At 39.3% G+C, this 23,032-nt stretch carries 23 protein-coding genes; 6 read left to right on the top strand and 17 right to left on the bottom strand.

What is annotated here, in order from left to right; translation table 11 throughout:
- Positions 1-65: 65 nt before the first annotated feature.
- The 13 genes from HT99x_RS07120 to HT99x_RS07060 form a co-directional block, all read right to left on the bottom strand.
- Complete coding sequence (locus tag HT99x_RS07120) at positions 66-527, bottom strand: hotdog fold domain-containing protein (RefSeq protein WP_075066319.1); 462 nt, start codon at positions 525-527, stop codon at positions 66-68.
- Between the two features lie 40 nt (positions 528-567).
- Positions 568-1,425 carry a sigma-70 family RNA polymerase sigma factor gene (locus HT99x_RS07115; protein ID WP_075066320.1) on the bottom strand — a complete coding sequence of 286 codons (858 nt, stop codon included), beginning with the start codon at positions 1,423-1,425 and terminating at the stop codon, positions 568-570.
- Between the two features lie 113 nt (positions 1,426-1,538).
- Positions 1,539-2,303: a peptidoglycan DD-metalloendopeptidase family protein gene (locus tag HT99x_RS07110; protein ID WP_075066321.1), complete on the bottom strand. Its 765-nt coding sequence runs from the start codon at positions 2,301-2,303 to the stop codon at positions 1,539-1,541.
- A gap of 17 nt (positions 2,304-2,320) precedes the next feature.
- Positions 2,321-2,908, bottom strand: a complete 588-nt coding sequence (locus HT99x_RS07105; protein ID WP_075066322.1) for a VTT domain-containing protein — start codon at positions 2,906-2,908, stop codon at positions 2,321-2,323.
- A gap of 12 nt (positions 2,909-2,920) precedes the next feature.
- Positions 2,921-3,679 (bottom strand): 5'/3'-nucleotidase SurE, encoded by a 759-nt coding sequence (surE, locus tag HT99x_RS07100; RefSeq protein WP_075066323.1) that lies wholly within the window; start codon positions 3,677-3,679, stop codon positions 2,921-2,923.
- Positions 3,660-4,160, bottom strand: coding sequence for a 2-C-methyl-D-erythritol 2,4-cyclodiphosphate synthase (gene ispF / locus HT99x_RS07095; protein ID WP_075066442.1), 501 nt, complete (start codon positions 4,158-4,160; stop codon positions 3,660-3,662). Before ispF ends, surE begins: the two co-directional genes overlap by 20 nt.
- Positions 4,160-4,873, bottom strand: coding sequence for a 2-C-methyl-D-erythritol 4-phosphate cytidylyltransferase (gene ispD / locus HT99x_RS07090; RefSeq protein ID WP_075066324.1), 714 nt, complete (start codon positions 4,871-4,873; stop codon positions 4,160-4,162). Before ispD ends, ispF begins: the two co-directional genes overlap by 1 nt.
- 5 nt (positions 4,874-4,878) lie before the next feature.
- The gene (locus HT99x_RS07085; protein WP_075066325.1) at positions 4,879-5,190 is read right to left on the bottom strand and encodes a septum formation initiator family protein; all 312 of its coding nucleotides are present in this window, start codon (positions 5,188-5,190) and stop codon (positions 4,879-4,881) included.
- A complete protein-coding gene (gene eno, locus HT99x_RS07080; RefSeq protein ID WP_075066326.1) occupies positions 5,187-6,476 on the bottom strand; it encodes a phosphopyruvate hydratase in 1,290 nt (429 codons plus the stop codon). The genes HT99x_RS07085 and eno overlap by 4 nt, the downstream gene beginning before the upstream one ends.
- Positions 6,477-6,604: 128 nt before the next feature.
- Complete coding sequence (gene kdsA / locus HT99x_RS07075) at positions 6,605-7,426, bottom strand: 3-deoxy-8-phosphooctulonate synthase (RefSeq protein ID WP_259565897.1); 822 nt, start codon at positions 7,424-7,426, stop codon at positions 6,605-6,607.
- Positions 7,423-9,081, bottom strand: a complete 1,659-nt coding sequence (pyrG, locus tag HT99x_RS07070) for a CTP synthase (RefSeq protein WP_075066328.1) — start codon at positions 9,079-9,081, stop codon at positions 7,423-7,425. Before pyrG ends, kdsA begins: the two co-directional genes overlap by 4 nt.
- 161 nt (positions 9,082-9,242) lie before the next feature.
- Complete coding sequence (gene tilS / locus HT99x_RS07065) at positions 9,243-10,598, bottom strand: tRNA lysidine(34) synthetase TilS (protein WP_075066329.1); 1,356 nt, start codon at positions 10,596-10,598, stop codon at positions 9,243-9,245.
- Positions 10,588-11,538, bottom strand: a complete 951-nt coding sequence (locus tag HT99x_RS07060) for an acetyl-CoA carboxylase carboxyltransferase subunit alpha (RefSeq protein WP_075066330.1) — start codon at positions 11,536-11,538, stop codon at positions 10,588-10,590. The genes tilS and HT99x_RS07060 overlap by 11 nt, the downstream gene beginning before the upstream one ends.
- A gap of 262 nt (positions 11,539-11,800) precedes the next feature.
- Between HT99x_RS07060 and bufA2 the strand changes: the two genes are divergently transcribed.
- The 3 genes from bufA2 (at position 11,801) to HT99x_RS07045 (ending at position 13,848) form a co-directional block, all read left to right on the top strand.
- Positions 11,801-12,055, top strand: coding sequence for a BufA2 family periplasmic bufferin-type metallophore (gene bufA2, locus HT99x_RS07055; RefSeq protein ID WP_075066331.1), 255 nt, complete (start codon positions 11,801-11,803; stop codon positions 12,053-12,055).
- A gap of 96 nt (positions 12,056-12,151) precedes the next feature.
- Positions 12,152-13,036: an MNIO family bufferin maturase gene (gene bufB / locus HT99x_RS07050; protein ID WP_075066332.1), complete on the top strand. Its 885-nt coding sequence runs from the start codon at positions 12,152-12,154 to the stop codon at positions 13,034-13,036.
- A gap of 2 nt (positions 13,037-13,038) precedes the next feature.
- A complete protein-coding gene (locus HT99x_RS07045) occupies positions 13,039-13,848 on the top strand; it encodes an HvfC/BufC family peptide modification chaperone (protein ID WP_075066333.1) in 810 nt (269 codons plus the stop codon).
- A gap of 605 nt (positions 13,849-14,453) precedes the next feature.
- On the opposite strand, the gene HT99x_RS07040 is transcribed toward HT99x_RS07045, so the two are convergent.
- Positions 14,454-15,350, bottom strand: a complete 897-nt coding sequence (locus HT99x_RS07040) for a response regulator (RefSeq protein ID WP_075066335.1) — start codon at positions 15,348-15,350, stop codon at positions 14,454-14,456.
- Between the two features lie 138 nt (positions 15,351-15,488).
- On the opposite strand from HT99x_RS07040, the gene HT99x_RS07035 reads away from it, so the two are divergent.
- From HT99x_RS07035 to HT99x_RS07025, 3 genes are all read left to right on the top strand, one after another.
- Complete coding sequence (locus HT99x_RS07035) at positions 15,489-16,625, top strand: FIST N-terminal domain-containing protein (RefSeq protein ID WP_075066336.1); 1,137 nt, start codon at positions 15,489-15,491, stop codon at positions 16,623-16,625.
- Between the two features lie 2 nt (positions 16,626-16,627).
- On the top strand, positions 16,628-18,409 hold the full coding sequence (locus tag HT99x_RS07030) for an ATP-binding protein (RefSeq protein ID WP_075066337.1): 1,782 nt from the start codon (positions 16,628-16,630) through the stop codon (positions 18,407-18,409).
- A 517-nt stretch (positions 18,410-18,926) separates the two neighbouring features.
- Positions 18,927-20,003 carry an Lpg1974 family pore-forming outer membrane protein gene (locus HT99x_RS07025; RefSeq protein ID WP_075066338.1) on the top strand — a complete coding sequence of 359 codons (1,077 nt, stop codon included), beginning with the start codon at positions 18,927-18,929 and terminating at the stop codon, positions 20,001-20,003.
- Positions 20,004-20,046: 43 nt separating this feature from the next.
- On the opposite strand, the gene HT99x_RS07020 is transcribed toward HT99x_RS07025, so the two are convergent.
- The 3 genes from HT99x_RS07020 to HT99x_RS07010 form a co-directional block, all read right to left on the bottom strand.
- On the bottom strand, positions 20,047-20,319 hold the full coding sequence (locus HT99x_RS07020; protein WP_075066339.1) for a hypothetical protein: 273 nt from the start codon (positions 20,317-20,319) through the stop codon (positions 20,047-20,049).
- 117 nt (positions 20,320-20,436) lie between these two features.
- Positions 20,437-21,918, bottom strand: a complete 1,482-nt coding sequence (locus tag HT99x_RS07015; protein ID WP_075066340.1) for a hypothetical protein — start codon at positions 21,916-21,918, stop codon at positions 20,437-20,439.
- 121 nt (positions 21,919-22,039) lie between these two features.
- On the bottom strand, positions 22,040-22,732 hold the full coding sequence (locus HT99x_RS07010; protein WP_075066341.1) for a PAS domain-containing protein: 693 nt from the start codon (positions 22,730-22,732) through the stop codon (positions 22,040-22,042).
- Positions 22,733-23,032: the final 300 nt, after the last annotated feature.

Raw genomic sequence — 23,032 nt, 5'->3', positions numbered from 1 at the left:
CGTGACTCTGAGCGGCAAGTCACGCCGTAGCTCATGTTTGGGCGAAGACGGATAGCGGAGAGTAATTACCATCGATGATAGGCAGGATGTCCCGCCTTCACCGCCACAAATAACCCTTCACAGGTTGCACAAAGTTCATCATTTGAAAACAACTTGGCTTCGATCAATGCTCTATTTGCGCTGATCTCTTTTACAGTCGCCTGTAAATCAACCACCTGGCGACTATTCGTAGGACGTTTTAATGTCACATTAAAAAAAGCCGTTACGGTGCAAGGTGGTTTCGACTCTTCCGTCATTTTCATTAAATGATAAGCTGCCGTCCAATTTGAATGGCAATCTAATAACGTGCCAATGATGCCACCATTTAAAACGCCAGGGAAAGCTTCATGAAAGGGCAATGGTTGCCAAGTCGCTACCACGATTTCACCTTTGACAAAACTTTGGAGACCAAGACCTTGAGAGTTAGCAGGCCCACAGCCAAAACAGGCATTATGCGGCGCAAATTGCTTTTGCAGGCAAGTATCCATGAAAAAGATCTCTTATTAGCAGATAATTCATCAACAGGCATTATTTTCTGTTAACGATATCATCTTTAATACCCAAATCAACACAATGTCGACGTAATTGTTTGAGAATTTGCAGTTGGATCTGGCGTACGCGCTCGCGCGTTAAATTCGTGCAATCACCGATGTTATCTAAGGTCATTACCTCACAACCATGGATCCCATAACGGCGCTCAATAATTTCAAGTTCGCGCTTGCTAAGCGTTTTAAGCCAAGACTCTACCATTTCATGGAGATCTTCCGTTTGAATGACATCAACCGGATCTTCACTGTTTTGATCAGCTAAGGTTTCCAGTAAATAAACATCTTGCTCATCATTAATCGTTGCATCAACTGAAACTTCCGGTTTATCAAGACTAATTAAATCATTCAGATTTTTTTCTGAAATGCCCATCTCTTTTGCCAGTTCTTCCAGGTTAGGCTCATCGCCTTTTTGCAACTTTTGCTGCAATACTCGTTGATACTTACGTTGCTTTTTCACAAGGTGAACTGGCAAACGAATCATTTTAACTTGATTCATAATTGCCCTTTCAATCGATTGTCTAATCCACCAAGTAGCATAGGTTGAAAATCTTGCACCATTTTCTGGATCAAATTTCTCAACGGCATGAATTAAACCTAAATTACCCTCTTCAATAAGATCAGGCAAAGATAAGCCTCTATTCATATAACGACGTGCAATACAAACAACCAGTCGTAAGTTAGCCTCAATTAGATGATTCTTCGCTTTTTGACTGCCATTTTGTAATTGAACAGCTAGAGATTTCTCTTGTTCTGGAGAAAGTAATGCAATTTGACCAATTTCATGAAGGTATTGATAGATTGGATCAGGGCGTCCATCTGATGCTGAACTAAATGCCATGATTGACCTCTTACTTCTTTTACAATTACCTGTTGGAACAAAAAGAAGACCTCAAAGTTCAACATAAAAATACTGACAATTCACAACCTAGCATTTTGTACAGCGATAAAAAATTAGGTAACCTTAGGTAAAAAAAGTATCGGGTTGACAGGTTGGCCATTTTGACGAATTTCAAAATGCAATTTAACTTGATCGGTATCGGTTTGTCCCATTTCTGCAATCGCTTGTCCTTGTTTAATCGTATCCCCTTCTTTCACAAATAAACGATGATTATGTGCATAAGCTGATAAAAAGGCTTCATTATGTTTGATAATGATCAGCTGCCCATAACCACGCAAGCCACCGCCGCTGTAAACGACTTTGCCTGATTGCGCCGCTAACACGGGAGCTCCAAGATTGCCAGCGATATCAATCCCTTTATTAAACGCATTTTCTTTGGTACTAAAGGTTTTAACAACTTTTCCTTTAGCGGGCCACTGCCACCCTGATAAGGAAGGCGTCATCGTCGCTACTGTTTTGGCAGGTTGTTTTAACACGGGTGCAACTGTAGCCGATGGTATTGCCACAACCGTTTGCCGAGCGCTTTGTTGCGGTGCTCTCTTTTGCACTTTAATCTGGCCATTCAAGGCAATTTTTTGCCCAGGATAGATGCGATAAGGTGGCGCAATATGATTCACAACCGCTAAATCTCGGTAATCATGACCATATTCCCATGCAATGGCATAAAGTGTTTCTCCTGGTAAAACAGTATGATGGCCTTTGGTAATGGGCTGACGGGCTTCTAATGAAACCACCGGGGCTGCTTCTTGACTCTCAAAAAGGGTGCTACAACCAGTAAAACACGGGAGCAGTGCCATCGTGAGCAATCGCAACTTCATCGCCAATTCCTTCCTTGTTAACAAAACAACCAATATGCTAAACCAGCTAAGACGACTAACAATACCGTTGCCCACCCTATTGCATCAATATAGCGAACAATAACAGGTTCTAAACGTTTTCCAACATAAAGCACAATACCAGCAACCACAAAGAAACGTATACCTCTTCCTAAAATGGAAGCAATCACAAAGGGAAAAAGCGCCATTTGGGTTGCACCCGCGGCTAAAGTAAACATTTTATAAGGGATTGGTGTAAATCCGGCTAATAATACCGCCCAAAATCCATAATGTGCAAACCAGCTAACAATTCGAGCATAACTTTCTTCATAACCAAAAGCTTTGACTAAAGGCTCACCCAGCAATTCAAAGCCATAGTAACCAATGAGATAGCCTAAAATTCCACCAAGAATTGAGCTAATCGTGGTAATGGTTGCAAAATTCCACGCTTTTAATGGTTTACTCAGTACCATTGGAATGAGCATTACATCCGGAGGAATAGGAAAAAATGACGATTCGGCGAAACTGACACCCGCTAAATAATAGGGAGCATGCCGATGATGCGACCAATTAAGAACCTTGTCGTATAAGTGTCGGAATATCCTCACCGTTTGCTATCCTTATATACTTAAATGCGAAGTCCACGTGCTAACAGTTTCTAAAGCAGAGTAATCCGTTAAATCTGTTTTAATCGGCGTAATTGAAATATATCCTTGGTTGACAGCATGAAAATCCGTGCCTTCTCCTGCATCTTGTTCCGCACCTGATGGCCCTATCCAATAAACCGTCTTTCCTTTTGCGTCTTTGGCTTCAATAATATTTTCAGCCATATGACGATGTCCTAAACGCGTTACCTTAATTCCTTTGATACTATCAAAGGGAACATCTGGTACATTCACATTCAATATGGTTTCTTTAGGCAAGGGAATGGCTAATAATTTTTCAAATAATAATGCCGCAACGCGTCCTGCCGTTTCAAAATGATTCCCTTCCGGCAGAGATGAGGCTAATGAAATTGCAATGGCAGGATATCCTAAAAATCGACCTTCCATGGCAGCGGCAACAGTGCCAGAGTAAAGAACATCATCACCTAAATTCGCATTAGCATTAATACCTGAAATAATCATTTCAGGTAATGTGGGTAAATAACCTGTTAAAGCTAAATGCACGGCATCTGCTGGCGTACCATTGACCGCAAAAAAACCATTATCTTGCTTGGTAATTCGCAGCGGCATATCCAGTGTTAAGGAATTACTAACAGCACTTCTATCCCTATCTGGAGCAACAACGGTAATATCGGCTAGAGGCTGCAAGCATTTTGCCAACATCGCTAAACCTTTAGCATTAACCCCATCATCGTTACTTAACAATATTCTCATTCTTCACCATCAACAATACAACAGCGTGAGCAGCAATACCAAGCTTTTGACCAATCGCATCTAAATTTTCATGGGTCGTCGCTTTGACATTCACTTGCTTAATAGAAACCTCTAAATCTTCAGCTAAATTTTCACACATTTTGCTTTTATAATGCGCCAATTTAGGGGCTTGTGCGATAATTGAAATATCGGCATTGCCGACTTGATAACCATTTTCCTTAACTAACTGCATGATATTGCGCAAGAACAAACGACTATTGGTATTTTTGTATTGTACATCGGTATCGGGAAAATGTTGCCCAATATCCCCAAGGGCAAGCGCTCCAAGCAAGGCGTCACACAAGGCATGGATAACCAAGTCACCATCTGAATGGGCTAATAAGCGCTTTTCATAAGGTATTGATACCCCACCTAAAATGAGTGTTGCATCGGTTTTCTCTTCTGCAAAGCGATGAATATCATATCCATGGCCAATTCGTATCACAGCAGTACATCCTCCATTAATTTGCCACTGAGTAAAAATTCAACATATTTTAAATCTGCTGCATAAGTTAGTTTAGGATTAGGAAATTGTGCTTCAACCACGCAAGGCGTATAGCCAAGATATTCAATCGCGCTCGCTTCATCTGTTATCGTATAATCTGAAGCTTTCGCCTTTTCTAAGGCTTTTTTTAACAAATGCACCCGAAACATCTGTGGCGTCTGCGCCAACCAAATTTCATTTCGATTGATTGTTTGTACAATCTGATTTTTTCCATCCACTTTTTTAAGCGTATCTGCTGCGGGGCTTGCTAAAATACCACCGACCGTATCATCACGAAGTTCTAGTAATGCGTAAAGATCTCGTTCATCTAGGCAGGCTCTAGCAGCATCATGCACTAAAACCCAATCATTTTGTGCAGACAAAGGCAAATACGTGAGGGCGTTCATCACCGATTGTGAACGTGTTTCGCCCCCAACTACCCACTTAATCTTATGATGGGTTAAGGAAAGTTGTTTGAAATAAGGATCCGACTCTGCGACAGCAACAATAATCTGTTTGACCCAAGGCTGTTCAACAAATAAATTAAGCGTATGTTCTAATATCGTTTTTCCATGTAAAGACCAATATTGCTTTGGTTTTTCTTGGCCAAAACGGGAACCAAAACCTGCAGCAGGGATCACAATCCAGTATCCTTGGCTGATTTGCTGCATGTTGACTATCCCCTTCTTAAATCATCTGCTGTGGGTATCTCCTGAGATGACGCCGAATGTTGGAAAAAGGTTTCGTTCTTACGAATCATCCCTAAATCAGAGCGCGCCCTTTCTTCCAAAGCACCTAAACGATTTTTTAAATCTTGTACTTCTGCTTCCAAAGTTTGATTGCGCTCTTTTAACGTAGTCACTTTTTCTTGCTCAATACTGATTTCTTGGCGTAAATGGTGCACTTGGGCAAGTGAACCATCCCCACGCCACAACCGAAATTGTAACAGCAATAATAAACCAATTAAAAACACCACAAGGTATTTCATGGTTTGATCCAACGCTCATAGACCGTCTTACCTGCGTAAGAAGCGCCAGTTACTTTAGCAATTCGCAGTAATTGATTATATTTTGCGGTTCTATCGCTGCGGCAAGGAGCGCCGGTTTTAATTTGTCCCGCATTGAGCCCTACTGACAAATCAGCAATGAACGTATCTTCTGTTTCACCAGAGCGATGTGAAACAATGGCGTTATAATTTGCTTGCTTTGCCATTTTTACAGCTTCTAACGTTTCCGTTAACGTTCCGATCTGATTCAGTTTAATCAAAATCGCATTGGCTAAAGAAGCAGCAATTCCTTCTTTAAAAATTTGGGGGTTTGTTACAAAAAGATCATCACCCACTAACTGTACGCGTGAGCCTAATTGCTTGGTTAATTGAGCCCAACCATCCCAATCTTTTTCATCTAAGGCATCTTCAATTGATAAGATAGGATATTTATCAACCCATTGCGCTAGCGTATCGATAAATTGCTGAGAGGTCAGTGATTTATTTTCAGAGGCCAATTGATAGTGACCTTCTTTATAGAATTCACTGGCAGCAACATCTAAACCTAAATAAACGTCTTTACCGGGTGTTAAACCTACTTTTTGAATGGCGGCCATGATCATTTCTAATGCGGCTTCATTAGAAGGTAAATCGGGCGCAAATCCACCTTCATCACCCACATTGGTATTCAAGCCTTTTGCTTTTAAGACGGCTTTGAGACTGTGATAAATCTCAACGCCATAGCGCATTGCTTCTTCAAAATTAGGCGCCCCACAAGGCAATATCATAAACTCTTGGATATCGACGCTGTTATCTGCATGAGCGCCACCATTTAAGATATTTAACATGGGAACAGGCAATGATATCGGGCTTTGTGCCATTTCAGAAAGATAATGAAACAGAGGAAAGCCTTTTACACCAGATGCAGCATGCGCACAAGCAAGCGATACCGCTAATGTCGCATTTGCCCCTAGATTTTGCTTATTCGCGGTGCCATCTAAGGCAATCATGGTTTCATCAATTTCTGCTTGATTTAAGGCATCTTTGCCGGCTAGCGCAGGCAAGATTTTTTCTTCGATATTTTGTATTGCCTTTAAAACCCCTTTGCCCATGTAACGATTGGGATCTTTATCTCGTAATTCTAGTGCTTCGCGAGAGCCAGTTGAAGCGCCACTTGGTACGCAAGAACGACCGAAATGTCCTGATTCTAGCAACACGCCAACTTCAACGGTTGGAAAGCCACGAGAATCTAGGATTTCTCTAGCTGCAATTTGTTTAATTTGTGACATTACTCTTTCCATTTTGAGTTTATACTTTGTTACCTTCGCTTCTCACCCCAGTCACATACCAAAGCGTACGCTCCTGGAGATTCGTTCGCTCGGCGCCTACCCGTCAAAATCATCTGCTGTGAGTCAATTTATAATAAAGCCTGTTTTTTAACAGCGAGATCAATCTCTTTTAATGTTATTAATAAGGCTTCCATTTGATCGAGCGGCCAAGCATTCGGGCCATCACTTAAGGCTTTATCAGGATCAGGATGCGTTTCCATAAAGATCCCCGCAATACCTGCTGCAACAGCAGCTCGAGCTAAAGTGGGTACAAATTCTCTTTGCCCACCAGATCGTTCACCTTGCCCACCTGGTAATTGCACTGAATGGGTTGCATCGTAAACAACAGGACACTGCGTGTTACGCATGATGGCTAATGAACGCATATCAGATACTAGATTGTTATAACCAAAAGAAGCACCGCGTTCACATACCATAATCGATTCATTGCCAACGGCTTTGGCTTTTGCAACCACATGCTGCATATCCCAAGGCGCTAAAAATTGCCCTTTTTTAATGTTGATAGGCAACATGGTTTTAGCCACATTTTGAATGAAATTCGTTTGGCGGCATAAAAATGCAGGCGTTTGTAAAACATCAACCACCGCAGCGACTTCATTTAAAGGCGTGTCTTCATGCACATCCGTGATGACCGGAACACCCACTTCTTTTTTTACTTTTTCAAGAATTTTTAAACCCTCGTTTACCCCTAAACCTCTAAAGCTGTTATGAGATGAACGATTCGCTTTATCAAAAGAAGATTTATAAATAAAAGGAATAGCTAATTTTTCGGTAATGGCTTTCAACATTCCCGCGGTTTCAAGCGCTAGACTTTCGCTTTCAATAACACAAGGGCCTGCAATTAAAAATAAAGGCTTGTCTAAACCAACCTCAAAGTGACACAGCTTCATACAGTCGCTCCTTCAAGTGCTCTTGTTTTTTTTTTTGCCTGATACGCATTTGCCGCTTGGATAAAATGCGAGAATAATGGATGGCCGTCACGAGGAGTCGATGTAAATTCAGGATGGAATTGACACCCAACAAACCAAGGATGATCCGGCAACTCTATCATTTCAACGAGTGATTCATCTGCTGAACGACCGCTCACCACAAGACCCGCGGCTTCTAGTTTACCTAATAATTGGTTATTCACTTCGTAACGATGGCGATGTCGTTCGATAATGGTTGCTTGGCCATAACTTTGTGCTGCCTTAGTTCCGGCAACCAACTTACAAGGCTGCGCACCTAAACGCATCGTGCCACCCATGTCAGATTGCTCTGAGCGAAACTCTTTACCACCTTCTTTTGTGGTCCATTCTGTAATCAAAGCCACCACAGGATAAGGCGTTTCTAAATCAAATTCTGTGCTGTTGGCATTGGTCATACCTGCACGGTGACGAGCAAATTCAATTAAGGCCGTTTGCATCCCTAAGCAAATACCTAAAAAGGGAATTTGTTTCTCTCTGGCATATTTGGCTGCGGCAATTTTACCTTCGATACCTCGCGTACCAAATCCACCGGGAATTAAAATTGCGTCAAGCCCTTCAAGTAAACTCACGCCTTTTCGTTCTAATTCTTCTGATTCAATATAAACAATTTTGACTCGGGTACGGGTATGAATACCAGCATGAATAAGCGCTTCATTCAACGATTTATAAGCATCCGCTAAATTGACATATTTACCAATTAAGCCAACACGCACTTGGGTATTAGGATTATTTAATTTTTCAACAACTTCATCCCAATCGCTTAAATTAGCATCGGCAGCGGTTAAACCTAATTTCTCAATAACAATTTGATCTAAATTTTGTTGATGTAATAATTTTGGAATTTCATAAATCGAATCTAAATCAATTGAGGTAATGACTGCTTTTTCTTCCACGTTCGTAAATAAAGCAATCTTAGCGCGCTCAGATTGTGGCAAGTCTTTTTCACTTCGACAAATAAGAATATCGGGTTGGATACCAATAGAGCGTAATTCTTTCACTGAATGTTGGGTCGGTTTGGTTTTAATTTCACCCGCAGCCGATAAATAAGGCACTAGGGTTAAATGAATGAATAAAGAACGTTGCGCTCCCAATTCTACTCGTAATTGACGAATCGCTTCTAAGAACGGTAAGGATTCAATATCACCCACCGTACCACCAATTTCCACCATCACAATATCCGCGCCATTAGCCACTTTGAGAATACGCGATTTAATTTCATCCGTAATATGAGGAATGACTTGCACGGTTGCGCCTAAATAATCTCCACGACGTTCTTTTTGAATCACTTCAGCATAGATACGCCCCGTGGTCACATTGCTTTTTTGTGACATGGTTCTGCGTACAAACCGCTCATAATGCCCAAGATCAAGATCGGTTTCTGCACCATCTTGCGTCACAAAGACTTCACCATGCTGAAATGGGCTCATGGTACCCGGATCCACATTAATATAGGGATCAAGCTTGAGTAGTGTGACCGAAAGACCACGTGATTCGAGGATAGAAGCTAAAGAAGCAGCGGCAATACCTTTTCCCAAAGAGGAAACCACACCACCAGTAACAAATATAAAGCGAGTCATTGCTTGAACCTTCATTTTTATGAGAATTTATTACTCTTCGCATTCGATTTTTAATCGAGTGGGGCGAGCATATGTCAGCGAATTTGATGCTATAGACGGGAGCGTATTCTAACAGATCTAAAGTGAATAACCAAGGCTTCAACATAGCCAACGAACATTAGTTATTTAACTCGCTCAATGACCCAGCCTAACTCACCCGGATTGCTCACTTGCCACCCTTCGCAAATAAACGCATTACCAACACCTACCAAGCAATTTGCCGCATAAAATAGAGGGATTTGCTGGCGTTGCCAATAGGGGATCCCTTGATTTTGCAAAATCTTTTTCAAAGGGCGACTCAGGGTTTCACCGGCTATTTTACACCGCTCCCCTCCTTGGCGTTTCCTGACCGTTAAACTGCCTTGAGTGAGGCCCGATGCTCGAATTCCCTTACCCAAGGTTTGCTTTGCCCGCCATATTTGTTCGCCAAAATACAAATCCGCATGCAATGCCCATTCTTGCGCGGCTAGATCTGGTACTTCTTGGTTATCTAAAATGACGTAAAGCTTATCTCGATAACGTCGTATACTAACGCCACCAAACTGGATGCATAATTTCGCATCTTGTTTCGCATTTAGTGCTTGCTCACACAGCGTCTGTAAACGACGGGTAGAAGGGCTGCGAATGCTTAAATTAGCAAACCACTGCCGCAAAATGGCTGACTGCTTTGCGCAGTTAAAACTTCTGAGCCTCTGCAGATCTAATGCTCCCTCTTCATCTACACAACTTGCCAAATCAACTTTAATGTAATCATCGAGTAATTGTTGGGTTTGGGCAAAATGCGCCGCGCTTCTTGCAATACACGCGCTCATCCCAGGAAAATGGGCTTGTAAGCGTCCAAATACTTCATGGCGCACAAAATTACGAGCAAAGCGATGGTTTTGGTTAGAGGGATCTTCTACCCAGATAAGCTGATGTGCTCTGGCATAATCTGCAATGGCTTTTCGAGGGACGCTCAATAGTGGCCTCATCAGACGAGCCTGTCCTAACTTTGATGACTCTCCCATCCCCGATAATCCCTTAGGGCCTGCCCCACGAAATAATTGCAACAGGATGGTTTCAGCCTGATCATCTTGCGTATGCGCCGTTAGTAACAAATGACCCGGTTTAAGATTATTTTTAAACGCGGCATAACGCTGCTCTCGAGCGAGCTCTTCCACGCTTTGCCCTTTTGCAGGCTGAAGCTGTAATTCGAGTTCACAAAAGGCTGCGCCCAAGGATTGGGCTTGAAGTTTGCAATGCAATGCCCATTGTTTTGCTTGCGCCTGCAGACCATGATTAATGTGAATCGCACGAAGGGAAAAGGGGTATTGGGTACGTAAACTCGCAAGGGCGTGTAATAAAACGTGAGAATCACGCCCCCCACTATAAGCAACTATCAGTTCAAGTGCTGGCAATGGTTGCTCAAGACTTTTTAACCATTTCACCAGCGTTGCTTGAATATCGTTCTCGCCGCTGAATGTTGCTTTAAGTTTCACCCATCGCCATCCAACGTTTATAACGTTGTTCAACCAAACGATCTTTGGGGATCTTTTTCACAAGATGCAGATTATTGATCAAATGCGTTTTTAAAATGTTCGCCATGCGATCAACATCTCGATGTGCCCCCCCCAGTGGCTCAGGGATAATCGCATCAATAAGCCCTAACGATAATAAGCGATCGGCTGTAATACCCATAATTTCAGCTGCTTCAGGCGCTTTCTCAGCACTCTTGAATAAAATAGTGGCACAACCTTCAGGAGAAATGGTCGCATAATAGCTGTATTGCAGCATTAAGACGCGATCGCCCACTGCCATACCTAAAGCACCACCGGAACAACCTTCACCAATCACAACAGAAATAATGGGGGATTGCAGCTTTGCCATATCGAATAAGTTGCGTGCAATGGCTTCACTTTGGCCACGCGCTTCTGCATCGATACCGGGATAAGCACCCGGGGTATCAATCAAGGTGATGACGGGTAAGGAAAATTTTTCTGCTAATTCCATCAACCGCTTCGCACGTCGATAACCTTCAGGATGCAACATGCCAAAATTTCGTCGCAATTTTTCTTTGGTATCACGGCCTTTTTGTTGACCAATAACCATCACAGGTTCGTTTTCTAAACGCGCAATACCGCCAACAACCGCTTGATCATCGGAGAATGCACGATCACCATGCAATTCTTCAAATTCAGTAAAAATACGCGAAATATAATCAAGGGAATAAGGTCTTAAGGGATGGCGTGCAATTTGGGTAATTTGCCATGCGCTTAAGTTACGGAAAACCGCTTCGGTTAAATCGCGGCTTTTCGCTTTAAGCCGTTCGATTTCATCTCCAATGTTGATCTCACTATCTGAGCCAACTAACCTAAGCTCTTCGATTTTGGATTCTAATTCAGCAATGGGTTGCTCAAATTCAAGGTAATTCGGATTCATCTGTACCTATATTCAATGCATATCTAACTTAATCCTGCAAGGCGCGCATTTTAGCACCCCGACAGCAAGCCAACCAATCAATTTTAATCTTTTTTATCAATTTTTAAAAAATTCCTTTAAAACCTTGTAATTACTAAATTATGTTGTCATATTTGATTTAATGGATGCGACAACAACTTGCTATTCATTGGGTATTATGGATGATATCAAGCCCGCGTTCAGGTTTAGTACTAACTTAAACTCACATTTAGGAGTTCTCTAAATGAAACGGACGTCCAAAACAGCTCTCGCTTTAGCCGCTGCTGCTGCAGCATTATTCGCAACAGGTTGTTCCACCATGTGTGGCGACTCACATGAAGCTCTTGTTAAATGCGCTGGTTCAAACGCATGCAAAGGCTCAAGTGAATGCGCTACCCCAGATAACTCTTGCAAAGCTCGTAACTCTTGCAAAGCAACTGGTTGGTCCTACATGACCAAAGGTGATTGCTCAGCTGCTGGTGGTTCCGTTGTTGACTAATCGTCACTAACGAAATCGCTATCTCTAAGGCAGGAAGCTTGATATAGGTTCTCTGCCTTAGTTTTTTCCCCTTTCTACTATCATATGTGAAACCCCATGAGCAGTTCAGCCAATCATTTACAAAAGAAATTTCCTTATTTAGGTTTTGGTTTAGGTCTTCGTACGCCTCATTATGTTGATATATTGGAAACCAATCCTGCGATAGATTGGTTTGAAATTCTAACTGAAAATTATTTAGTGCCTGGCGGAAAACCCCTTTATTATCTTGATCAAATTAAAGAACGCTACCCCGTTGTTATGCATGGCGTTTCAATGTCATTAGGCAGCACACAAGATCTTGATTGGGATTATCTCAAACAAGTCAAAAATTTAGCAAAACGCATTAATGCTCGATGGATTTCTGATCATGTCTGTTGGACGGGTGTGCATCGCACCAACATGCACGACCTATTACCTTTACCTTATACAAATGAGTGTATTGAGCACATTGTCAATCGTATCAAACAAGTGCAAGACTTTCTTGAACAGCCCATGCTGATTGAAAACGTCTCCAGTTACTTAACCTATACACACTCAGCAATGACGGAATGGGAATTTTTGCGCGAAATTACAGAACAAGCTGATTGTTATTTATTATTAGATGTTAACAATATTTATGTAAGCTCCTTTAACCATCATTTTGATCCAGAAGATTACTTAAAAGGGATCCCGCTCAATAGACCCAAACAAATTCATTTAGCAGGTCATTCGAACAACGGCGATCATATCGTCGATACGCATGATGCATCTGTTATTGATCCCGTCTGGAAGCTTTATGGTAGTGCTTTGCAACGATTTGGCCAAATCTCCACCATGATCGAACGAGATGATCACATTCCTCCCTTAGATGAACTGGTAGCAGAATTAGCTAAAGCCAAACATATTGCAGAAAAAGTACATTTTCCACACTCAACGGCACTTGCAGAATTGACAGGCGTGTAATTATGAAGCTCAGTTATCTCCAGGAATCCTTTCAACAGTATTTAATGCATGGCGATGAGTCGTTAATGTTGCCATCGATTGCCAAGGACGATACGTTTAGCGCGCAGCGTCGTTTAAAAGTCTATTTTGATGCATATCGACTGAGGTTGTGTGAAATATTACAGTTAGACTTCCCTAAAACTTATATCTTAATGGGTGATGAACATTTCTCAGAAGCTTTTATCCAATATTTAAATAAGCATCCTTCACAGCATTTTTCGGTGCGCTATTTTGGGCAATATTTTAGTAACTTTCTTCGTCATACTGCTCCTTATTCTCAATATCCTGCCTTAGCTGAAATGGCGGATTTTGAATGGGCCATTGCATTTACTATTGATGCAGAGGATGCCAGTATTGCGAAAACAGAAGATTTCACTAGCATTTCACCTGAAAATTGGCCCGATCTTGTCTTTAATATCCATCCTGCTGTGGTAAGTCAATATTTTCATTTCGATACACCATTGCTTTGGCAAGTGATTGAAAATGAAGAGCCGATGCGTGCGCCTATCAAGCAACTCAGCCCTGTTCGATGGCTATTTTGGCGTAAAGGGATTAAAAGCTACTTTAAATCTTGTAATGCAGCGCAAGATAAAATGTTTCAAGGCGTTTTAGCAAAGCTGCCCTTTGGCGAACTATGTGAAAACTTATTATCATTTTTACCCGAAAATGAAATTGCCGCTTTTGCTGCACAAACATTATATCAATGGGTACAAGATGAGATGATTTCTAGCATTGAGCTTATTAGAGAAGACGTGCTTTCACTATCTTGCTAGGTTCAGATATTACAGATAAAAGTGCAAGAAAATGAGAACTGTTTTATTAGAAAAAGGCTTTGTCTTGATGTGACTTTTCTTATTAGTCGATTTAAAGGTCAGAAATAAAAGGCTAATAAATAGAAATAAATAAAATAAAAGGATCAGGATCACAAAAATATGATTCATACTAGTAGGTATGACATGAAAAAACATATTTATCGATTTGAGATCCCAAGGGGCAAATGCGAAATAGGCGATCATCGGAAAACAAATGAAAAGCAGCCACCAAGGTGAAGCACCGTAGTCTCTCATCCTTTTTGCGCTTAAAACGAGAAACGAATAGATCCAAATGAAATAGCCAAATATGTAACTAAAGATAGTAAGGAATTTTTCCATAAAAGTGAGAGTTTCGCCGTGATGTCCTCGGACAATACGAAACTGTGGGTGAATCTCGTAATAATAACTCTCGCCACCACTTATCCAATAAGCTAATTTGATACTCAATAAACCGAACAAAAAGGCTATTGTGAAACCTATCAGGAATTGTATCCTGCCAATTCTACCTATTGGTGAAAATAATAAAGAGAATAATTTCATGTTTATATTTTTAAGTGTCCTTCCTGCTAGTTCTTAATAACACACTTTACTTCATTACCATTCCCTAAATACTCTATTCGATCAAAACTGAGATTATTCGCAAAAGCAATGCCACGACCATGATTATCTGTAGAACGCTCAGGATCAAATTCTAAATATTTATTAAAATCGAAGCCATTACCTTCGTCTTTAATATGTAACACAATTTCATCATTACTTTTCAGATAAGATATCGTTACAAATTTATCTTTGTTTTCAGGAAGATTCAATCGGGTCTCGATTTCATCTTGCCATTTACAACTCATATTTAATTCGCTTTTTTTGTCATATGAAATTTGTAAATTTCCATGTTCTATAGCATTGATAAGCATTTCTGATATACCTAATACCACTTTATCAGGTTCAGGAAATAAGTTTGCTAGACTCACGCTGATTAAATTAGCATCTTCTATGCTTCTTATTTTAAAAATGGCTTTATCAACATATTTAAATAAGGTTTTAGTATTGCGAACTTCAGCTGTTAATTCGCGTTGTTTGGTATAAAAATCAATCGCTGATTTTACAATAGAATTTAAAACGGTAGGAGAATAGGGTTTCACTAAGTAGTGATAAACTCCTAATCTAAATCCTTCTAACAGATGCTCAGGTTCGTTAGAAGCTGTTTGCATAATAATCGGAATTTTTTTCAACTCAGGATCTTCATTGACTTTATGGATAAAGTCAATGCCAGACATAATCGGCATCATTCTATCTAGTAATATCAGATCGATTAAATCTTTAAATTTAACTAATTCTTCATAAGCTTCTTGACCATTCCTACATTTTATTAATTCATGTGACGAATTATGACCCAATTTTAAAAAACCTTCAATAATTTCAATATTATTGGGTTCATCGTCCACCACCAAAATTATTCTAGACACATGCCCTCTCAATAAACATTGTAAATTTATGAAGTAGAAAATTCATACAATCAATATTAAACGTATAAGGTCTATTCTTTATAGTATACATAAAATTTACCACACCTATCGTGTTGAAGAGTAATAGGAATTTATCATATGCAAGTAAAAACTTTTCATTATAAAAAGGGAACTGGCTGGTCTTTGAATGACTTTCCAGAAATGAACTCTAGTAATACGTTAATACTTGCCTTTTGTGCACCTGAATATTTTAACAATACTAAACCCTTCGATGAATTAAGAAAAGCTTACCCTACTTCACAAATTGCAGGTTGTTCAACTGCCGGCGAAATCTACAATGAAGAGATAAATGATCACAGTATCAGTGTTGCAATTACAAAATTTGAAAAGAGCACTATTCAGGTTATCACTGAACACATTGAAAACCCACTACAATCTGAGGAAATTGGCATAAAACTAGGTATAAAATTAAACAAAGATAATTTAAAAAGCGTCATCATTTTATCAGATGGTTTAACGGTCAATGGCAGCTCCTTGGTTGAAGGATTAAAATCAACGCTAAAATCATCGGTTATTATCACAGGTGGCTTAGCTGGGGACGGCAGCCAATTTAAAAACACTTGGGTCGTGGCAGAGGGTAAGCCTATAACCAAAAGTATTACTGCCATTGGAATTTATGGCGAACATCTTGAGGTTAACTATGGCTCTAAAGGCGGCTGGGATATTTTTGGACCAGAAAGATTAATTACACGTTCTGAAGGTAATGTTTTATACGAAATTGATGGTGAACCTGCATTGGAAATGTATAAAAAATATTTGGGTGAAAAAGCGAAAGAACTCCCTTCTTCAGGATTATTATTCCCCTTAGCTATACGTGAAAAACCGCTTAGCAGTAACCAAGTTGTCAGAACGATTTTAGCAATCGATGAAAATAAGCAAAGTTTAACATTTGCTGGCGACATTCCCCAAGGGTGGTATGCACAATTAATGAAAGCAAATTTTGACAGGCTGATAGAAGGTGCTTCCATTGCTGGGCAATTGGCTGCTAGTCAAATACAAGTTCCTAATTCATTGAATCTAGCGATAAGTTGTGTTGGAAGACGTTTAGTACTCGGTGAAAGATCGGAAGAAGAAATTGAAGCAACTCTTGACTCTATTGGTAGAGATTCTCCCCTTGTCGGATTTTATTCATATGGTGAAATTTCACCGAGTGGTTTACAAAGTTGTGATTTACATAATCAAACAATGACCTTAACAAGCATTAGCGAAAGATAATCATGAATGAGTATGAATACAATAAACTATTATTAAAACAGCTGAAGCGTTCTGACATCTCATTAGAAAACGATGATCTCCCTCAAAATTTTATTAATTTACTACAACGTGTTAGCAATGCCTATAACGAAGCAGAACAAGGACGTTATATCATTGAACGCTCTATGGAAATATCATCTGAAGAAATGCTGAATTTAAGGGAAATATTACAAAAAGAAAAAGAGATCATGCAATCAGTCATGTCAGAAGGACTATTAGTCATTGATCCATTTTGGAAAATTTCAAATATTAACGTAACAGGTTGCAAATTATTAAGCTCATCCTGCGAAAATCTTATCGGCAAATCATTTTATGATGTTTTTACATTATATGAAACTAAAAAAGATGTTCAATATAAAATTGAACTGGATGAATTAAAAGCTAAATGTAGCGAAGGTAAGATATATCACTGCGATAATGGTGCTTTAAAAACGTTTACAGGCATTCTCTTACCAGTGAGATTTTCAATTAACCCTCTACCACTTATTAATCACTCACATTTTGGTGGTGCTGTTATTATTTTGCAGGATATTACAAAGCGTTTAGAAACCGAACAAGTCTTGTTAAGTTCTTTACAGGCAGCAGAACAATCAAATAAAGCTAAAACACAATTTTTAGCTAATATGAGTCATGAAATTCGTACTCCTATGAATGGGGTATTGGGTATGCTTCAACTATTAATGCATACCGATCTAAATGAAAAGCAAAAAAACTATATCGATAAATGTTACGAAAGCGCCAACTTACTATTAAGAATTCTTGGTGATATATTAGATTTCTCAAAAATTGAAGCGGGAAAAGTTGAGGTTGAAGAAATTGATTTCAAAATAAAGGAAGTTTTCGAATCGATGCTAGCCATATTCAAAGCACAATGTAGAGAAAAATCCATAGATATCAGTATGGATTTTGACCCACAGATCCCGCTGATGGTCAGTGGTGACATTTTTAGAATGAAGCAAATTGTCACCAATCTTATCAATAACGCAATTAAGTTTACGGATCATAATGGCGAAATACATATCGACGTCAAAAAAATTCGCGAACAAGATGAACAAATAACCTTAAGCTTTTCTATTACTGATAACGGCATAGGCATCCCTAAAGTGATGCAAGATAAAATATTTGAAATATTTTCACAAGCAGATGAATCTACCACACGTAAACATGGTGGCACAGGATTAGGTTTAGCTATCTGTAAGCATCTTGTTGAGTTATTGGGTGGAGAAATTCATGTTACATCAGAAGTCAACGAAGGTAGTACCTTTGTTTTTACGCTTAAGTTCAAAAAAATTGAGAAGATACAAGAGCATGCGGTTACCACTGAGGCTAAGTTTATTATCCCACAGTTTAATGCGAATATCCTGCTAGTAGAAGACAATCCTCTCAATCAAAAAGTTGTCAACGATATGCTTAATACCTTGGGATGCAAAATTGATATCGTCGACACAGGAAAAGCAGCAGTAAATGCCTATCAACAACAAAAATATGATTTAATTTTCATGGATTGCCACATGCCCGAGATGGACGGTTTTGATGCAACCAAAAAGATAAGAGAAATTGAAAATGAGAAAGCAATTAATGCAAAAACCGTTATTGTGGCATTAACTGCCAATGCCCTCAAAGGAACCAAAGATAAATGCCTTGCCGTAGGCATGAATGACTATTTAAGCAAGCCCGTTAATTACTCGCAATTATGTATGACCTTAATCAAACATTTGCCTAATTTGCAAGGGCCGTCGCATTAGTCCCTTCTTATATCAATGTGAAACAATCCTTGCTTCACTGCTGCCGCAGTTCTAATGAGAGAGCACTTTTACACCGGGTTCCACTCACTTGCCTTACGGCTCGTTCGTTTTACCCGGGGCTATTAAATATCGCAGCTACCGCTGCTAAGATAGCTTTCCAGACCTGAATGCGACTTGCCAAGGCATCCGCCACATCTATGATATGCTCTCGATCCCACGGATAAGTCCTGATTCCTGCGCCCCTACGGGGCTTGGGTGTGGGGAGATGCGCTCATAACCCCACGTTGCGGCCCATTCGCATCCGTCTTCGCTCTTCGAGCTACGCCGGACAAGCGCGAATGGTCCTGACGCGGGGCTATTATCCTACGCGGCTACGCCGCTAATAAATAAACATCAACAGCCCCATCGGGGCCCCGCGCAAAATTGAGGAGCAAAGCTCATCAATTGCAGCGTGGGGAAATTGTGTATTAGAATCAAATATCACCGTGATGATAAAACCAGCAAGGATGCCATAAGAATGAAAAATTTAAGCAAGTTAGCTTTAACATTAGCTTCAACCTGTTACTTTACAATCGGAACTGCGCATACGCCATTAAACAGCCCCTCTTTAGTAACGATTCCGACACTCACTAAAGCATATGAAATAAGCGCTTCAGCACTTTGGTTGCAACCTTCTAGTTCAAGCCTCGATTATGGTATTCATACACGACCTTTACCGATTGAAAATCCTCATTGGGTTATTCGCTCGATTAACCACAATTATAAATTAGGATTTGATGTGGGCCTTGGTTTTATCTTTCCACAATCTGCAAATAATATGGAATTAACCTGGGCTCATTTAAGCCAAAGCAAGTCTTCTGCTGATAGTGATTCATCGCCTGATTTTATGGGTCCTTTTTTCCAAATCGGCCCCGATGCCAATACCATCCATTCTGTAGAGGGCCATTCCAAATTTAAGTACGATGTCATTAATTTTGAGATAGGCCAATTTGTTAACTTTGGTTGCCGTATGCAAAGCCGATTTTTCACCGGTATTAGCGGAACATCCATCCAACAAAATTTAACTTCTATTTTTGCCGGTGATTCAGTAGATCCGCGTTTTAGCCTGAAAACCGATAATATTTCAAAATTTACAGGCGTTGGCCCACGATTTGGTATTTCCAACCTTTATCATTTTACACCCAGCATTGGCTTAGTCGCTGAGATTGCAGGTAGTGCTTATCTGGGAAGAATGCGCTCCAGCTTGGAAAGCGTCGGTACTGCTACCGTGCTTGCTGCTGCAGGCATTAATGCTAACCCTCAATCTATTAATACCGATAATGCAACACGACTGGTACCTGCTGCAGATGGTAAGCTGGGCTTAAATTATCATTTGGAATTTGATAAAGAAACGCTATTCAAGCTTGAAGCAGGTTATAAATTTGCGGCCTACTTTAATGCTATTAGAGAAGTCTATCCAAGTACGCTTGCTGAAGTCGGCGGAATCATCACCCCTATTCAAACAGGTGGGATTTTTGTAGGCACAATGGGACAAAGTCAAAGCAATTTTGCTGTTAACGGACCTTATTTGAATGGCTCCGTGTCATTTAGCTAATTGCTGATAAAAAAGGTGGTCACTCTCTGTGACCACCCCCCCCTTAAGGTAACCAAAAGTATTTTTTGATTACCTTCTTCCCCTTTTTCTCTGTAATCAGACCTTTCTCAGAAAGTATTTCTATTGTTGTATGCATCTTTTTAATCGATGCATCAATATCAATACTGATATCTAATTCTTTCCATTGCTCGTTGAGTTTCTCAAGTTCAGCACGTGCTTTATCTTCATTACCATTAACAAGATAATTAATGGCACTTGCGTAAGCTGAATACCCACGAACGCGTTCACTATCAGCTTTTGATGGTGATGTTAACATATTTCCCCCTTAGTTTTGTAATTACTTTTTTTCTTTTTTCTTCTTCTCTTTCTCTTTCTCTTTCTCTTTCTCTTTCTTCTTATTCTATTTTTATGGCCACTTTCTTCCCTTTATTTGTTAGAAGCGAGGGCGTATTCTTGCAGAATCACTATGTAGTTTTTGTAATAATTGATAATTCTCTTTGCGAGATGCATTCCTACATTGTGGATGCCAAGTAACGCAAATTGGCTTGTGTGCGAGTGCATCTTTAATTATTTTGTTTTCATTGTTTTGCACTTTAATAGGCAATTTCATTAGTTTTTGCTGACTAGGATAAGGCGGCACCCCTGGAATTTGGAATGCCCAATCAATATCAGGGCCCACCTCATTTTCATTGGGTTGCAAAGATCCTTTTGCTACTTTGCCATTAATAGCCATTCGCAAAGACGTATTGTCGACATGGTCAAAATAAGCATCATGAACGGTTATTTCACCTTTAGCTCCTTTAACTAGCACGATGTTATGATCTTCAGGCAAACACTTTGCAAATTCACTCTGAGTTGTACCATGAGCCATTTTTGTATAAAGGATTTTAGCTTGCTTTTTGGAATCTAATCTCGCATAACCTATATTCAACAACGCAGCAAATGTTGCATTGGTTGCTCGACAATCTGCCGTACCAGCTTTAATCAAAGTATCAGTCGAAACACTTGCATCAGCTTGTGTACCATCTTGTGCTGGCTCATTCGAATACATGGCATTGATTAATCCACCAGTCAAGCCAACATGTTTATAATTTCTTCCTCTTATTCTTTTATCAGTAGCTAGCCAATAATCACTTGAAACATCTGTTTTATTTAGCAATGTTTGTGTTAATTGCTTTACTATGTTTTCTAATTTTTTTTCTTTTTCAGAAATACTTAAGCGTGTATCATCCTTAAGTTGTTGAGAAATGCATTTCACAAGCTCAAGTATTGATAAATTTTCAATATTTGCAAGAAAAATATCATTCTGATTCAAAATAGACATAATTTCATTTAATCGCTGGTTTTTACCATGCATTAATGACAAAGGCATAGATAGTTTAATTTTTAAATTTGGCGCATATCCACCATAGGCAACATTATTATATCCAATTGTTATATTACCTTCTTCAATGTCCTTTACACTTAATGGTGTTGCGCCTGAAAATATTTCATCATCACTAAAGCCTGACAACGCATGTGCAGTCGTATTTAAAAGATCCCCCTTGTTAAATACGAATGGCACATTATCAACAAAAACAGTTGATGCAACATTTCCACTTTGTACAGAAGCTACTTTTTTATTAAGAGAATAGTGATTATCGACATAGGCATTTTTTGCCAAGTTATGTTTCTTTTTATACATTCTGTCAAAAACCAAACCATTATCTGCAAGTTGTTTTACTTCGGCATACATCAATTCTAATGTTGCATCAATATCAATATTGATATCAGACTCTTTCCATTTTTCTTTTAACTTTCCTAACTCTACTCGAGCTTCACTCTCGTCACCATTTAAGAGATGGTTAATTGCTCTTGCGTACGCAGAATATGCACGTACTTGTTTTTTTATTGTTTTTGATGGTGATGAAAGCATTAGCTCCCCCTTGTGTTTTTCTAAATTATGAAGCTATTTTAAAAAAAACAAGGAGAAGAAATAATGTAAAAAAGTTACAGGATTAAAGTAGTTTATCGGAAAAAAATGACCGTTTAAGAGGTTATAGAATCAATGAGATTTGTTTTGTAAGTAATGTATTGGGTATTTGATAGTGGTAACCCAAATCTATGGCACGACCAATGAGTTCTGATTTTGAATCGCAATGTAATTTATATTTCAAATTTTCCACGTGTTCAACAATAGCTCTTTGAGAAACTTTTTGTATCTCAGCTATTTCTTTATACGTTTTTCCTTGAATAAGAAAGAAGAGTGTTTCTTTCTCTTTTCTAGATATTTTATCATTTTGGTGTGTGTCGATGATAATGCTAGATTGATTTTGACCTAAAAGCGGTATTTGTTTTTCAAGCGCTTGAGACATTTTAATGCCAAAATTTTGCATTAGTTCATCATACTGAACAATGATGTGAAATAAGATTGAAGCTTTATTTGTTTCAACATTATTCATTGGCGTTTTGATCAGTCTAATAATTTTCCAATCATTATTGGCTAATTTTACAATATTAAGAAATTGCATCTTCTTATTGCTTTCAAAAACTCGATGATCTTCTTGCCAGAAAATTTCTGCACATTCTGCTGCTTCACAAGGCAAATCGGCCACGGTTTTACCAAGCAAAAGTTCAGGTTTTGAAACGCCAACCAGATTACAATATTCTTGGTTTACATAGGTAAACCTAGATTGCTTATCTACCTCACACCAGATGCCAGGTAATTGATCGTAAATTTGTTTTGCCATAATCTGCCTATTTGCCTTTAAATCATTGTATTTACATTAATAAATACACTCTTCATTGGTCAGCATGCGTTTACCTACCCCATTGGGATCAGGGAAAACCCTTATATTAGAAAGCTATTATGTAATAAAGGCTCTTTGAGGAAAATGTTGTTTATCTTTAATTTCGAACCATTTATCAATGATAGCCAAATGGTACTGAGTTCACATTAATTTGTTCGAATAAATATGCTATAAATAAAGGCATTTAAGAACAGGTGTTCAGCGTTTTTTTTAATGTTAATATTTAACGTTATTTTGATA

Origin of the sequence: Candidatus Berkiella aquae, from assembly GCF_001431295.2 — a bacterium.
Taxonomy (GTDB): Bacteria; Pseudomonadota; Gammaproteobacteria; order Berkiellales; family Berkiellaceae; genus Berkiella; species Berkiella aquae.
Note: the sequence above shows the minus strand (reverse complement) of the source record. Positions and strands in the feature narration are given on the sequence as shown.

Coding starts and splice junctions, on each gene's coding strand:
- HT99x_RS07120 (WP_075066319.1), bottom strand. CDS start 527: ATGGATACTTGCCTGCAAAAGCAATTTGCGCCGCATAATGCCTGTTTT.
- HT99x_RS07115 (WP_075066320.1), bottom strand. CDS start 1,425: ATGGCATTTAGTTCAGCATCAGATGGACGCCCTGATCCAATCTATCAA.
- HT99x_RS07110 (WP_075066321.1), bottom strand. CDS start 2,303: ATGAAGTTGCGATTGCTCACGATGGCACTGCTCCCGTGTTTTACTGGT.
- surE (WP_075066323.1), bottom strand. CDS start 3,679: ATGAGAATATTGTTAAGTAACGATGATGGGGTTAATGCTAAAGGTTTA.
- ispD (WP_075066324.1), bottom strand. CDS start 4,873: ATGCAGCAAATCAGCCAAGGATACTGGATTGTGATCCCTGCTGCAGGT.
- HT99x_RS07085 (WP_075066325.1), bottom strand. CDS start 5,190: ATGAAATACCTTGTGGTGTTTTTAATTGGTTTATTATTGCTGTTACAA.
- eno (WP_075066326.1), bottom strand. CDS start 6,476: ATGTCACAAATTAAACAAATTGCAGCTAGAGAAATCCTAGATTCTCGT.
- kdsA (WP_259565897.1), bottom strand. CDS start 7,426: ATGAAGCTGTGTCACTTTGAGGTTGGTTTAGACAAGCCTTTATTTTTA.
- pyrG (WP_075066328.1), bottom strand. CDS start 9,081: ATGACTCGCTTTATATTTGTTACTGGTGGTGTGGTTTCCTCTTTGGGA.
- HT99x_RS07060 (WP_075066330.1), bottom strand. CDS start 11,538: ATGAATCCGAATTACCTTGAATTTGAGCAACCCATTGCTGAATTAGAA.
- bufA2 (WP_075066331.1), top strand. CDS start 11,801: ATGAAACGGACGTCCAAAACAGCTCTCGCTTTAGCCGCTGCTGCTGCA.
- bufB (WP_075066332.1), top strand. CDS start 12,152: ATGAGCAGTTCAGCCAATCATTTACAAAAGAAATTTCCTTATTTAGGT.
- HT99x_RS07045 (WP_075066333.1), top strand. CDS start 13,039: ATGAAGCTCAGTTATCTCCAGGAATCCTTTCAACAGTATTTAATGCAT.
- HT99x_RS07035 (WP_075066336.1), top strand. CDS start 15,489: ATGCAAGTAAAAACTTTTCATTATAAAAAGGGAACTGGCTGGTCTTTG.
- HT99x_RS07030 (WP_075066337.1), top strand. CDS start 16,628: ATGAATGAGTATGAATACAATAAACTATTATTAAAACAGCTGAAGCGT.
- HT99x_RS07025 (WP_075066338.1), top strand. CDS start 18,927: ATGAAAAATTTAAGCAAGTTAGCTTTAACATTAGCTTCAACCTGTTAC.
- HT99x_RS07020 (WP_075066339.1), bottom strand. CDS start 20,319: ATGTTAACATCACCATCAAAAGCTGATAGTGAACGCGTTCGTGGGTAT.
- HT99x_RS07015 (WP_075066340.1), bottom strand. CDS start 21,918: ATGCTTTCATCACCATCAAAAACAATAAAAAAACAAGTACGTGCATAT.
- HT99x_RS07010 (WP_075066341.1), bottom strand. CDS start 22,732: ATGGCAAAACAAATTTACGATCAATTACCTGGCATCTGGTGTGAGGTA.